A 12,009-nucleotide genomic window follows, 5' to 3' on the forward strand; every position below is an offset into this window, starting at 1 on the left:
GACCTCGTCGACTACGGCGTCGTCGGCGACCTCTTCGACGTCGTCCCCCAGCTGACCGAGGAGATCAAGACCCGCAAGGGCTGATCGCACCCAGGCGCTACGAGGCCCTCGTGACCGTCCAGGCGGTCGCGGGGGCCTCGCCTCATCCCAGGCTCACGGACGCCAGTACCGGCAGATGGTCGCTCGGGAACTGGCCACCCGCGGCGAAGGTCTCGACCCACGCCCTGTGCACCATGACCCCCGGTGTGGACAGGATCCAGTCGATGCGGTCGCCGCCGCGCGCCGGCGGTTTGAAGCCGTGAAAGGTCGCATACAGGGGACCGCGTTCGGCGGCCGCGTCCCAGGTGTCGACGAGTCCCGTCGACAGCAACTGGTCGTAGACCGGGTTCTGGTGCGCAGGGACGTTGAAGTCGCCGGTCAGCAGCACCGGCAGGGAACGGTCGAGACCGGCGATCCGCCGCGCGACGAGGTCCGCGGACCGCACGCGCGCGTACTGGCTGGCATGGTCGAAGTGCGTGTTGAGGACGTAGAACTCCCGCCCGCCGTCGCGCAGATCGCGGAACCGGACCCAGGTGACCATGCGGCTGAAGCGGGCGCCCCAGGTGTTCGACGCGATGACCTCGGGGGTGTCGGAGAGCCAGAAGTGGTCGTACTCGACCGGGGTCAGTCGGCGGGTGTCGTAGAAGACGGCCATCGACTCGTCGCGGCTGCCACCCTCGCGGCCGGTGCCGACCCACTCGTAGTGCAGCGGATCGAGGTCGGCGTGGATGTCGCGCAACTGCTGGTAGAGGCCCTCCTGCGTGCCCACCACGGCGGGTGACGTCCGGCGCAGCAGCTCGCGCATCACCGGGCGGCGGGCCGCCCAGCTGTTGGGTTCGTCGGTGCTCGCGAACCGGAGGTTGAAGGTCATGACGTCCAGACGGCGGGCCCTCGGCCGGGCCGCCGACGCACCGATCGAGCCGATCAGGGGCACGATGACAGCGGCGGCCACCATTGTCCGCAAGCCCATGCGTCGCGTCACTCTCCTGGTGTTCGACATGTGCCCCTCCCCTCGAGGGTCAGGATGAAGGGTGCGAACCGCTGTGCGGAAGGGGGCGTCGGGGCGGGAGTGGCCGGGCGGACCACGCCGTGGACAGGGTGTTGACCTGCGGGAAGGTCCACAGATAACTTCATTCTACGGATTGTTGATTCCGAAGAGCGGAAAACGGGAGGGTGTGGGATGGGTCAGGGCCAGCAGGACAAGGTGGCGACGAGCCTCGCGGGCGCCGTCAGCGAGGAGATCAGCGCCTCCCTCGCGCCGGTCGACGCCGAACTGGAGAGCCGCTATCCAGGAGACCCCGGCACTCGCCAGCCCGTCCACACCGTCTACGTCCCCGGCGACGCCTTCGCCGCCGACACCCTCCGCTCCTGGGGCGACCAGGCACTGGCCACCCTGGACGAACACGCCCCGGACGCGGCCTCCTTCGCGGCCGTGCTCGGCCTGAGTGACGAACTCGCCGAGCCGGTCTACTCCCGGGTCCGCGCCAAGCTGGAGCGCGAGCCCGTCGAGGACCTGCGCGTCGACTTCGAGGACGGCTACGGCCCCCGCCCGGACGCCGAGGAGGACGAGACGGCGGCCCGCGCCGCCCGGCTGATCGCGGAGGCGTACCGGAACGGCACGGCGGCCCCGTACATGGGCATCCGCATGAAGTGCATGGAGGCGCCGGTACGGGACCGGGGCATCCGTACCCTCGACATCTTCCTCACCGGTCTGATGGAGGCGGGCGGCCTGCCCGACGGGCTCGTCCTCACGCTGCCCAAGGTGACGTACGCCGAGCAGGTCACCGCCATGGTGCGGCTACTGGAGGCCTTCGAGAAGGCGCGTGGGCTCGAGCCCGGCCGGATCGGCTTCGAGATCCAGATCGAGACCAGCCAGTCCATCCTGGCGACGGACGGCACCGCGACGGTGGCCCGCATGATCCAGGCCGCCGAGGGCCGTGCCACGGGCCTCCACTACGGCACCTTCGACTACAGCGCCTGCCTCGGCGTCTCCGCCGCCCACCAGGCCGGCGACCACCCGGCAGCCGACCACGCCAAGGCGATCATGCAGGTCGCGGCCGCGGGCACCGGCGTACGCGTCTCGGACGGCTCCACCAACGTTCTCCCCGTCGGCCCGACAGCGAAGGTCCACGACGCCTGGCGCCTCCACTACGGCCTCACCCGCCGCGCCCTGGCCCGCGCCTACTACCAGGGCTGGGACATGCACCCCGGCCACATCCCCACCCGCTACGCCGCCGTCTTCGCCTTCTACCGCGAGGGCTTCGAACAGGCCGCCGCCCGCCTCGCCCGCTACGCCAGCCGCACCGGCGGCGACGTCATGGACGAGCCCGCCACCGCCAAGGCCCTCAGCGGCTACCTCCTGCGCGGCCTGGACTGCGGCGCCCTCGACATCGCCGAGGTCGCCCGCCTGACCGGCCTGACCCGCACCGACCTGGAGGGCTTCGCGGCGCCGCGGCGCGGTGACCTGACGATCTCCGGGAAGTAGCGGCCATGTCACAGCGGCCACCACCGGCCGGCGTCGTCACCCCCGCCGACGGGCTCGGCCCCGTCCTCCAGCGCCTGCTGGACAAGCGCGCCGAGGGCCGCCCGGAGGCGGACGAGGCACGCGAGCTGCTGGAGGCGGTGGCATACGGCACGGACACACCGACCTCGGGCCTGCGAGGACCGACCTCGCCGACGCGCGCGGAGACCGAGCGGAGCATGCCATCGATGCCACCGGGGTTCGGTCCGCCGCAGGCGGTGGGGCCGATGGGGCCGGGGATGCCGGGCGCTGAGGGGTTGCAACTGCTCGTTGAGGAGCGCGAACAAGGTCGTATTAGCTCGATCGTGTGATGGTTGGCTTCCGGGCTTCCGGGCTTGCGGTGCTCTGGGCCGTTCGGGCTACGGTGGTCGCGCGATCTGGGACGCCGGGTACGGCGCCAGCGTGCGGGGCCCCCGCTCCACCGGAGTGATGGTTCGGGGCCTCTCCGTCGCCTCTGGCCGTACCTACATGGCCAGGTCGCACAGGGAACCGGCCTCCCGGGCCCGGACCACGGACAGGATCCGTGTCGCCGCCTCGGGGCTGAGTACGCTGGGGACCAGTGCGCCCAAGACCGTTCGGGGCGTGCGGCTGAACAACAGGCTCAGTCCAAAGGAACGGTTGGTTACTCCGGGGCAGGGCGCGTCCGCCGCTCAGGGGTACGGGACTGCTGGCCAGGGCACGCCGACGGCACAGGGCGGTGCGCCGGGCCACGACGGACCGGCGGCCCACGGCTTCGGTACTTCGGGACACGGCGTACCGAAGCCACAGCGTTTCGGCGCTCCCGGGCCGGGCCGACCGGCCAGGTCGGCAGCCCGGCGCCTCCAGTCAGGCCGGTTCGCCCCCGCACGCCTTCGGTGCGGCCGCCCCGGCGACCGGCAGCCCCGACGCCGACCGCTCGGACGACGCCGAGCCCACGAAGAAGGGCGAGAAGACCCCGGCCGCGAGCAGCGCACCCAGTCGCACGAGTGAGAGCAGGCCCACCGGCCTGGCCACCACGGCCGCCCCGACCAAGACCTCGGGCGGCGGCACCAACGGCGGTACCACGGGCGGCGGTACGACGGGTGGGGGCGGTGGCCCAACCACCCGGGCCCCGTCCTGCTTCGGCATCGGCGGCGGCAAGTACAACTGCGAGGTCTGGAAGACCGCCACGTCCTACACCGCCTCCGGCACCGAGGTCGGCGTCCTCAACGCGGGCACCAACTACTTCTACTGCCAGCAGAACCTGGGCCGCCGCGAGACATACGGCGAGTGGACCAACGTCTGGTGGGCCAAGACGGACGGCGACAGCGGCAGCGGCAATACGAACGTCTTCGTCAGCGACGTCTACCTCAAGGGCGGGAACAACGACGAGCCGGTCCCCGGACTCCCCGTCTGCTGAACCCGCACGTACTGCTCCAGCCCGGAGACCGTCACCAGCTTCTCCTCCGCGAACACTTGCGTGCCCCGCGCGCACAGCCGCCCGTCGGCCCGCGCCCGCGCGCTGAACTCCTCGGGCGTGACACCGAACAGCTCCCTCAACCGGGCCGAGCCCAGGAGGAGTTCGGTCAGCAGGGCCCGCTGGCCGGGGTGGGTGCGGGGCGCGGCGGCGCCGTTGTGGAGGACGCCGTGGCGGTTGACGTAGGCGAAGACGCCGGGGAGAGCCGTGCCGTCCGTCAGCTCGATCCGCACTTCGGGCGCCGGCAGCCAGGCGCGGGCGTAGTTGCCTTCCGGCAGCGGAACGCCCTCGCTCGCGTCGACCACCGCGAGCTGCTCGGCGTCGAGCCAGGTGACGAATAACTCCCGCACGGCGGCCGGGGCGTTGAACGGCGACGCGGAGACGTAACCCATGCGGCTCACATGGGCGGAGACGCCGACCTCGATGCCCGTCACCCGTGTCTTCACCATCGGGACGGGGGTCGTGATCCCGAACTCGGCCATCTTGTGGCGCAGTTGGCCCGGGCAGGCGTTGGAGCCGACCGCGAGGACGGGGGTGCGGTCCTCGTGGACCAGGCGGTCGAGGGGGAGCAGCCGGTCGCCGTCGAGGAGTCCGGAGTCCGCGGGCCACGCGCCAGGGTAGAGCAGCGGATTCTCGCGCGGTGCCGCGGCCAGACCCAGTGCCTCCAGCGTGCGGTCGCCGGAGGCAGGCTCCGGCTCGTCGGTGAGGTCCTCCACGGGCCGCTCAGTCCGCCGGCGGCAGTTCGCCCGAGCCGCGGGTGATCAGACGGGTCGGCAGTTCGATGCGCTCCGGGGTGACCAGGTTGCCGTCCAGCTGGCCGAACAGGCGTTCGGCGGCGGTGCGGCCGATGGCCGCCGCGTCCTGGGCGACCACGGTGACGCCCGGCTGCAGCAGGTCGGCGAGTTCGAGGTCGTCGAAGCCGACGAAGGCGACGCGGCGGTTCTGTTCGGCGAGCACGCGGATCACGGTGACCGTCACCCGGTTGTTGCCCGCGAAGATCGCGGTGACCGGCTCGGGGCCGGAGAGCATGGCCTCGGCCGCCGGGCGCACCCGCGCCGGGTCGGTGACGCCCAGGGACGTCCAGGAGTCCCGCACGGGTATGTCCGCGTCCTCCATGGCGGCCCGGTAACCGCGCAGCCGCTCGGCGGCCGTGTGGATACGGGGCATGTCGCCGATGAAGCCGATCCGGCGGTGTCCGTGGGCGATGAGGTGGGCGACGCCGTCGCGGGCACCGCCGAAGTTGTCGGACAGGACGACGTCGGCGTCGATCTTTCCGGCCGGCCGGTCCACGAACACCGTGGCGACGCCCGCCTTGATCTCGGGTTCCAGATAACGGTGGTCGTCACCGGCCGGAATCACCACCAGACCGTCCACCCGCCGCGCGCACAGCGCCAGCGCCAGCTCCTGCTCGCGGTCCGGGTCCTCGGCGCTGGAACCGTTGATCAGCAGGGCACCGTGCGCGCGGGCCACCTCTTCCACGGCGCGGCTCAGGGGGCCGTAGAAAGGGTCCGCGAGATCCTCCAGGACCAGGCCGATACTCGCCGTACGGCCCTTGCGCAGCACCCGCGCGCTGTCGTTGCGGCGGAAGCCCAGCGCCTCGATGGCCTCCTGGACCCGGCGCTCCGTCTCCGGTGTGACCCCGGGCTCACCGTTGACGACCCGCGAGACGGTCTTCAGCCCGACCCCGGCACGCGCTGCTACGTCCTTCATCGTCGGACGGTTGCCGTAGCGGCTCTCGGATCGTCGGATGGTCTCGGGCACGATGCGGTGTCCTGTCCTGTCGTCCACGGGGATGCGGCGGTCCATGAGGTGTATGAGGATGTGGCGTCGAGCATAGAGCCTGGACAACGTTGTCAGATGCGAGAGAGACTGTCCACCGCAATCTCCGGCCTGCGCACCCACCGCGAGACCGGCCTGCCCATTTCCCGTGGCTGACGGGGAGATCCGCATGACTGACGGGGAGAACTGACACTGATGCACACCGACCTCGTGGCCGCGCTCGACATCGGCGGCACCAAGATCGCCGGAGCGCTGGTGGACGGTCACGGCAAGATCGCGGTCCGAGCGCAGCGCGCGACGCCGGCTCGGGAGGACGGCGAAACCGTGATGCGGGCCGCCGAGGAGGTGCTCGCCGAGCTCGCCGCATCGCCCCTGTGGGGACGCGCCACGACCCTCGGCATCGGCAGTGCGGGCCCGGTGGACGCCTCCGCGGGCACGGTGAGCCCGGTGAACGTCCCCGGCTGGCGCGACTTTCCGCTGGTGCGTCGGGTCCGGGACGCGGCCGGTGGGCTGCCGGTCGAGCTGATCGGCGACGGCGTCGCGATCACGGCGGCCGAGCACTGGCAGGGCGCCGCGCGCGGGCACGACAACGCGCTGTGCATGGTGGTGTCGACGGGCGTCGGTGGCGGCCTGGTGCTGAACGGCCGGCTGCATCCCGGCCCCACCGGCAACGCGGGCCACATCGGCCACATCTGCGTCGAGCTCGACGGCGATCCGTGCCCGTGCGGCTCGCGCGGGTGTGTGGAGCGCATCGCGAGCGGCCCCAACATCGCCCGGCGGGCCGTCGGGAACGGCTGGCGGCCCGGCCCGGACGGCGACATGTCCGCCGCTGCCGTCGCCGCCGCCGCGCGGGCCGGTGATCCGATCGCCATGGCCTCCTTCGCGCGCGCCGCACAGGCCCTGGCCGCCGGGATCGCGGCCACCGCGACCCTCGTCGAGATCGACATCGCCGTGATCGGCGGAGGTGTGGGCAAGGCGGGTGACGTGCTGTTCACACCGCTGCGGAAGGCGCTGAGCGACTACGCGACCCTCTCCTTCGTGCAGCGTCTGACGATCGCGCCGGCGCAGATGGGCACGGACGCCGGGCTGGTGGGGGCGGCCGCGGCGGCGCTGGCCCGGCGGACGGACGCGGCGACGGTCTGAGGCGCGTCAGCAGGAACGTTCCCGCGACCCTGATGGGTGCCGGGCCCGGTGGGGCTCGGCAGTACAGTCGCGCCCCTCTTTTGAACGTGTTCAACTTTCTGCGCTAGGGTACTCCCATACGAAAAGGGGAGCCCGATGAAGATAGTGATCCCCGGGGGAACCGGGCAGGTCGGCGCCATCCTGGACCGCGCGCTGACCGCCGCGGGGCACGACGTGGTCGTCCTGACCAGACGGCCGACGCGGGAGCGGGAGGTCGGCTGGGACGGCGAGATGCCGGGCCCCTGGACCGAGGTGATCGACGGCAGCGACGTCGTGATCAACCTGGCCGGGCGCAGCGTCAGCTGCCGCTACACCGAGGCCAATCTGCGGGCCATGATGGACTCGAGGGTGCGCTCCACCCAGGTGGTGGGCGAGGCGATCGCGGCCGCCGTCCGGCCACCGCGGGTCTGGCTGCAGATGAGCACCGCCACCGTCTACGCCCACCGCTTCGACGCACCCAACGACGAGACGACCGGCGTCATCGGCGGCACCGAACCGGACGTGCCCGGCTACTGGGCCTACAGCGTCGAGATCGCCCGGAACTGGGAGCGGGCGCAGGAGCAGGCCGACACCCCGCACACCCGGAAGGTCGCCCTGCGCTCCGCCATGGTGATGAGCCCCGATCGCGGCGGCGTCTTCGACGTGCTGCTGCGGCTGGCGCGGCTGGGCCTCGGCGGACCCGTCGCGGGCGGCAGGCAGTACGTGTCCTGGATCCACGACCGCGACTTCGTCCGCGCGGTCGAGTTCCTGGTCGACCGGGACGATCTCACCGGGCCGGTGAACCTCGCCGCTCCCGGACCGCTGCCGCAGCGCGCGTTCATGCGTGCGCTGCGCTCCGCGTGGGGCGTTCCGGTGGGGCTGCCCGCGACGAACTGGATGGCCGAGCTCGGTGCGTTCGCCCTGCGCTCGGACACCGAGCTCCTGCTCAAGAGCCGCCGTGTCGTCCCCGGCCGGCTGTCGGCGGCGGGGTTCGACTTCGAGTACGCCGGGTGGCCGGAGGCGGCCGGTGATCTCGTGCGGCGGAGGCGGCTCGGCCCAGGAGGCGCGCGGCCGGTGTCCCGATCACTCGCGAGCGGGGCGTGACCCCCCGCGTCGTTTCGCAGTTGAACCGGCCATGAAGAAGCGCAGCATGCTCGCCATCGCCTCCCTCGCCACCGGCTTCGTCGTCGCCGCGGTCACTCCGTCCCACGCCCTCGGCGAGGAGCAGCTCCCCGACCTCAATGTCGACAGGACCCTCAGCACCCTCGAGAACACCGCCACCAGCGACAGCATGGCTGTGGACCAGAACGCCCTGGGACAGAACCCCTGATGAGAACGACCAGACGGCGCGCGGCGCCGGTGCCCCTGACGCGGGGGCGCCGGCGCCGCCCCTTTGTGCGCTCTCAACTGGGGCTGGTTTCCGTGGCAGGGTGGAGCGGGCAAGCCACAGGGGGCCAACAGAAGAGGGGGAACCGTGACCGTTGTTTGGATCAACGGCGCGTTCGGTGCGGGGAAGACCACTACCGCACGGGAACTGATCGACCTGATCCCGAACAGCACGTTCTTCGACCCCGAGGTCATCGGCGGAGCGCTGACACACCTGCTCCCGGCCAAACACCTCGCCGAGGTCGGCGACTTCCAGGACCTGCCGATCTGGCGACGTCTCGTGATCGACACCGCGGCCGCGATGCTGGCCGAGCTCGGCGGGACGCTGGTGGTCCCGATGACCCTGCTGCGCCAGGAGTACCGCGACGAGATCTTCGGCGGTCTGGCCGCACGCCGGATCGCGGTCCGGCATGTCCTCCTCGCCCCGGCGGAAACGATCCTGCGGGAGCGAATAGCCAACCGGGAGGTCCCCGCCGACCTCCCGGACGGGGACTTGCGGATACGGCAGTGGTCGTACGACCACATAGAGCCGTACCGCGCCGCCCTGGCCTCCTGGCTCACCGCGGACGCCCATCCGATCGACACCGGCGCCCTCACCCCGTACGAGACCGCAGTCCGCATCGCGGAGGCCGTCAGCAGCGGTGAGGTGCCCGTCTGCGACATCGTGCAGACCCCCGAGCCCACCGCCGAGACCCTCGCCGCTGGTGTCCTCCTCTTCGACGAGCAGGACCGGGTGCTGCTCGTCGACCCCACCTACAAGGCCGGCTGGGAGTTCCCCGGCGGCGTCGTCGAACCCGGCGAGGCGCCCGCGCGGGCCGGGATACGGGAGGTCGCCGAGGAGACCGGCATACGGCTGGACGACGTACCCCGCCTCCTCGTCATCGACTGGGAGCGGCCCGCACCGCCCGGATTCGGCGGACTGCGCCTTCTCTTCGACGGCGGCCGCCTCGACTCCGCGGAGGCCGGGCGGCTGCTGCTGCCGGGGCCCGAGCTGCGCGACTGGTGCTTCGCCACCGAGGAGGAGGCCGCCGACCTGCTGCCGCCCGTCCGGTACGAGCGGCTGCGCTGGGCGCTGCGGGCCCGGGAACGCGGGGCGGCGCTCTATCTGGAGGCCGGGATTCCCACGCCGTGACCGCGCGGTTCAGCTCTCAGCGGGTCGCACTGCTGTAGGCGAGCCGGAGTTCCTCGGCCGGGAACGGGGTCAGTCTGCTCTCGTCCGTCAGTCGCCGGCTGAAGCCGCCCAGCATGGTGGCGAGCGGCGCGTGCCGGACGAGGATGCCGGCGGCGGCCGCCGGGATCCCCTCGGGGCGCATGCCGTCGGCGCACGCGGCGATGAAGGCCGCGCGGCCCTCCGGGCTGTAGCCGTGCAGGGCATGGGCGAGCCAGTTCACCAGGTAGGTGGTGGTGTAGGCGCGGTCGTAGTGCCGGTGTGCCTCGAAGAAGTCGCGTTCCTGTGCGGTGAGTTGGAAGCGGGCGGAGAGGGCGAGACCGTAGTCGGCGAGGTAGAGCTGCCGGCCGTCGGTGAGGATGTTCCGGAAGTGCGCGTCGAAATGCAGGAGTCGGTGCTCGTGGAGGAAGTCGGTGACGGCCTTCAGGCCCTCTTCCACCAGGGTGCACGCGGCGTCCGCGTCGTCCGTGCGCAGCCGGTCGTCGAGCCAGTCGTGGAGGGTGTACGGCACGTACTCCAGGAACAGCGCCACGCTCGCGGAGGCCGTCCGCAGCCCCTCGATGTGCTCGCGCACGCCCGGGCCGCCGCCCCAGTACGAGACCGCCCGCTCCACGTCCGCCAGTTCGTCGGGCAGGGGGTGCGGGCCATCGGGCAGGACCCGCCAGTGATGCATCAGCGGGAACCCCGGGAACCGGCCGCCCAGCACCCAGTTCGTGGTCATCGTGTGCACGGCGAGCTCCCGCCAGGCACCGAAGCCCGGGCTGGCGATGCGGCCGATGCCGTAGTGGCAGAAGGTCGGCATGCCGAAGACGTTGGCCGTGGACCGTACGTGGTCCGGGTGCCGCTCGGCGTCGGTGAGCGGCACCCGTTTCACGAACACCCGTCTGCCGTCCACCTCCACCAGCGTCGACCGACCGCCGATCCCGGTGCCGAGCGGCGCACCCGACGCCAGCAGTTCGGCGAGGTCACGGTCGCCGAGGAGAGCGAGCGAGGTGGCGATGTCGGTGTGGGCGGTGAGACGCGCGGTACGGGACATGCCCCCCATCCTCGGTGCTCGGCCCCGTGGAGGGGGCGCTCCCAGTCCTCGAACACCGGTGGCGATACGCCCGGCCGACCGGGAAGCGCAGCGGAGCGGGTCCGCTCAGCTCACCGCGTAGTTGCGCAGGAACAGCGCCTCCGTCACCGACAGGCGCTCCAGTTCCTGCGGGGACACGCTCTCGTTCACGGCGTGGATCTGGGCCTCCGGCTCGCTCAGGCCGATGAGGAGGATCTCCGCCCGCGGATAGAGGCTCGCGAGCGTGTTGCACAGGGGGATGGAGCCGCCCTGGCCGGCGTACTGCATCTCCTGGCCCGGGTACGCCACCGCCATCGCCTCGGCCATCGCCGCGTACGCCGGGCTGGTCGTGTCCGCGCTGAACCCCTGGCCCTGGCCGACCTGTTCGGTGCGCACCCGGGCACCCCACGGCGTGTGCGCCTCGAGGTGGGCCTGGAGCAGCTTGCTCGCCTCGGCGGCGTCCACGCCCGGTGGCACCCGCAGGCTGACCAGCGCACGGGCGCTCGCCTGCACGGACGGTGTGGCGCCGACGACCGGCGGGCAGTCGATGCCGAGGACCGTGACGGCCGGGCGCGCCCAGATGCGGTCGGCGACCGTGCCGGAGCCGATCAGCCCCACGCCGTCGAGAACCCTGGCGTCCTGGCGGAACTGCGCCTCGTCGTACTGCAGGCCGTCCCACCGGGTCTCCGGCGCAAGCCCCTCGACCGTCGTCGAACCGTCCTCAGAGCGCAGCGAGTCCAGTACGCGGATCAGCGCGGCCAGCGCGTCCGGCGCCGCACCGCCGAACTGGCCGGAGTGCAGGTTGCCTTCGAGCGTGTCCATCTGCACGCGGACCAGCGTCATCCCGCGGAGCGTCGAGGTGACCGTGGGCAGGCCGACCCGGAAGTTGCCCGCGTCGCCGATGACGACGGTGTCGGCATCGAGGAGCTCCGGGTGCTGCTCGGCGTACCGCTCCAGACCGCCCGTTCCCATCTCCTCGGAGCCCTCGACGATCACCTTGACGTGCACGGGCACGCCGCCGTTCGCCTTCAGGGCGCGCAGCGCGAGCAGGTGCATGATCACGCCGCCCTTGCAGTCGGCGGCGCCGCGCCCGTACCAGCGGCCGTTCCGCTCGGTCAGCTCGAAGGGCGGGGTCGTCCAGGCGACCTCGTCCAGCGGCGGCTGCACGTCGTAGTGGGCGTAGAGGAGGACCGTCTTCGCGCCCTCGGGCCCGGGCAGGTAGCCGTACACCGACTGGGTGCCGTCGGGGGTGTCGAGCGGGGCCACGTCCTGGAAGCCCTCGGCACGCAGCGCGTCGGCGACCCAGTTCGCGGCGCCCTCGCTCGCGCTGCGAGGGAACTGGTCGAAGTCCGCCACCGATGGGAAGGCCACCAGTTCGGTGAGCTCCCGCTTCGCCCTCGGCATCAGCGAGGCGACGGTCTCGGCGACCGGATTCGACGACATGGGCACGCTCCTTGTGGGTGCGA

The 12,009-nt window shown here is 72.0% G+C and carries 12 protein-coding genes; 7 read left to right on the forward strand and 5 right to left on the reverse strand.

Features of this window, described 5'->3' with window-relative positions:
• Positions 1-142: 142 nt before the first annotated feature.
• Positions 143-1,039 (reverse strand): endonuclease/exonuclease/phosphatase family protein, encoded by an 897-nt coding sequence (locus AQJ91_RS34960; RefSeq protein ID WP_067029670.1) that lies wholly within the window; start codon positions 1,037-1,039, stop codon positions 143-145.
• A gap of 180 nt (positions 1,040-1,219) precedes the next feature.
• Here AQJ91_RS34960 and AQJ91_RS34965 point away from each other — a divergent pair, with 180 nt between their 5' ends.
• The 3 genes from AQJ91_RS34965 to AQJ91_RS34975 all read left to right on the forward strand — a co-directional run bounded on the left by AQJ91_RS34965 (position 1,220) and on the right by AQJ91_RS34975 (position 3,938).
• Entirely contained in the window at positions 1,220-2,524 is a 1,305-nt protein-coding gene (locus tag AQJ91_RS34965) for a DUF6986 family protein (RefSeq protein ID WP_067029672.1), read from the forward strand.
• Positions 2,525-2,529: 5 nt separating this feature from the next.
• Entirely contained in the window at positions 2,530-2,871 is a 342-nt protein-coding gene (locus AQJ91_RS58480; protein WP_067029674.1) for a hypothetical protein, read from the forward strand.
• 386 nt (positions 2,872-3,257) lie between these two features.
• A complete protein-coding gene (locus AQJ91_RS34975; RefSeq protein ID WP_067029676.1) occupies positions 3,258-3,938 on the forward strand; it encodes a hypothetical protein in 681 nt (226 codons plus the stop codon).
• On the opposite strand, the gene AQJ91_RS34980 is transcribed toward AQJ91_RS34975, so the two are convergent.
• Both AQJ91_RS34980 and AQJ91_RS34985 read right to left on the reverse strand, forming a co-directional pair.
• Positions 3,884-4,711 carry a hypothetical protein gene (locus AQJ91_RS34980; RefSeq protein ID WP_079085442.1) on the reverse strand — a complete coding sequence of 276 codons (828 nt, stop codon included), beginning with the start codon at positions 4,709-4,711 and terminating at the stop codon, positions 3,884-3,886. The genes AQJ91_RS34975 and AQJ91_RS34980 overlap by 55 nt on opposite strands.
• Positions 4,712-4,718: 7 nt before the next feature.
• Positions 4,719-5,801 (reverse strand): LacI family DNA-binding transcriptional regulator, encoded by a 1,083-nt coding sequence (locus AQJ91_RS34985; RefSeq protein ID WP_199848101.1) that lies wholly within the window; start codon positions 5,799-5,801, stop codon positions 4,719-4,721.
• A gap of 168 nt (positions 5,802-5,969) precedes the next feature.
• On the opposite strand from AQJ91_RS34985, the gene AQJ91_RS34990 reads away from it, so the two are divergent.
• The 4 genes from AQJ91_RS34990 to AQJ91_RS35005 all read left to right on the forward strand — a co-directional run bounded on the left by AQJ91_RS34990 (position 5,970) and on the right by AQJ91_RS35005 (position 9,453).
• A complete protein-coding gene (locus AQJ91_RS34990) occupies positions 5,970-6,917 on the forward strand; it encodes an ROK family protein (protein WP_067029678.1) in 948 nt (315 codons plus the stop codon).
• 135 nt (positions 6,918-7,052) lie between these two features.
• The gene (locus AQJ91_RS34995; RefSeq protein WP_067029680.1) at positions 7,053-8,039 is read left to right on the forward strand and encodes a TIGR01777 family oxidoreductase; all 987 of its coding nucleotides are present in this window, start codon (positions 7,053-7,055) and stop codon (positions 8,037-8,039) included.
• A gap of 31 nt (positions 8,040-8,070) precedes the next feature.
• Positions 8,071-8,265: a hypothetical protein gene (locus tag AQJ91_RS35000; RefSeq protein ID WP_067029682.1), complete on the forward strand. Its 195-nt coding sequence runs from the start codon at positions 8,071-8,073 to the stop codon at positions 8,263-8,265.
• Positions 8,266-8,409: 144 nt separating this feature from the next.
• Positions 8,410-9,453: an NUDIX hydrolase gene (locus tag AQJ91_RS35005; RefSeq protein WP_067029685.1), complete on the forward strand. Its 1,044-nt coding sequence runs from the start codon at positions 8,410-8,412 to the stop codon at positions 9,451-9,453.
• 16 nt (positions 9,454-9,469) lie between these two features.
• Here the strand turns inward: AQJ91_RS35005 and AQJ91_RS35010 are convergent, their stop codons facing one another.
• Together AQJ91_RS35010 and AQJ91_RS35015 are read right to left on the reverse strand one after the other, a co-directional pair.
• Entirely contained in the window at positions 9,470-10,525 is a 1,056-nt protein-coding gene (locus tag AQJ91_RS35010; RefSeq protein WP_067029687.1) for a protein kinase family protein, read from the reverse strand.
• A gap of 105 nt (positions 10,526-10,630) precedes the next feature.
• Positions 10,631-11,986 carry a dipeptidase gene (locus AQJ91_RS35015; protein ID WP_067029689.1) on the reverse strand — a complete coding sequence of 452 codons (1,356 nt, stop codon included), beginning with the start codon at positions 11,984-11,986 and terminating at the stop codon, positions 10,631-10,633.
• Positions 11,987-12,009: the final 23 nt, after the last annotated feature.

This window comes from Streptomyces dysideae, from assembly GCF_001514305.1.
In the GTDB taxonomy this organism is placed as follows: Bacteria; Actinomycetota; Actinomycetes; order Streptomycetales; family Streptomycetaceae; genus Streptomyces; species Streptomyces dysideae.

Bases quoted from the DNA above. Each gene is read 5' to 3' on its own strand.
- AQJ91_RS34960 (WP_067029670.1), bottom strand. From the start codon at position 1,039: ATGTCGAACACCAGGAGAGTGACGCGACGCATGGGCTTGCGGACAATG.
- AQJ91_RS35015 (WP_067029689.1), bottom strand. From the start codon at position 11,986: ATGTCGTCGAATCCGGTCGCCGAGACCGTCGCCTCGCTGATGCCGAGG.
- AQJ91_RS58480 (WP_067029674.1), top strand. From the start codon at position 2,530: ATGTCACAGCGGCCACCACCGGCCGGCGTCGTCACCCCCGCCGACGGG.
- AQJ91_RS34985 (WP_199848101.1), bottom strand. From the start codon at position 5,801: ATGGACCGCCGCATCCCCGTGGACGACAGGACAGGACACCGCATCGTG.
- AQJ91_RS35000 (WP_067029682.1), top strand. From the start codon at position 8,071: ATGAAGAAGCGCAGCATGCTCGCCATCGCCTCCCTCGCCACCGGCTTC.
- AQJ91_RS34965 (WP_067029672.1), top strand. From the start codon at position 1,220: ATGGGTCAGGGCCAGCAGGACAAGGTGGCGACGAGCCTCGCGGGCGCC.
- AQJ91_RS35010 (WP_067029687.1), bottom strand. From the start codon at position 10,525: ATGTCCCGTACCGCGCGTCTCACCGCCCACACCGACATCGCCACCTCG.
- AQJ91_RS34990 (WP_067029678.1), top strand. From the start codon at position 5,970: ATGCACACCGACCTCGTGGCCGCGCTCGACATCGGCGGCACCAAGATC.
- AQJ91_RS34995 (WP_067029680.1), top strand. From the start codon at position 7,053: ATGAAGATAGTGATCCCCGGGGGAACCGGGCAGGTCGGCGCCATCCTG.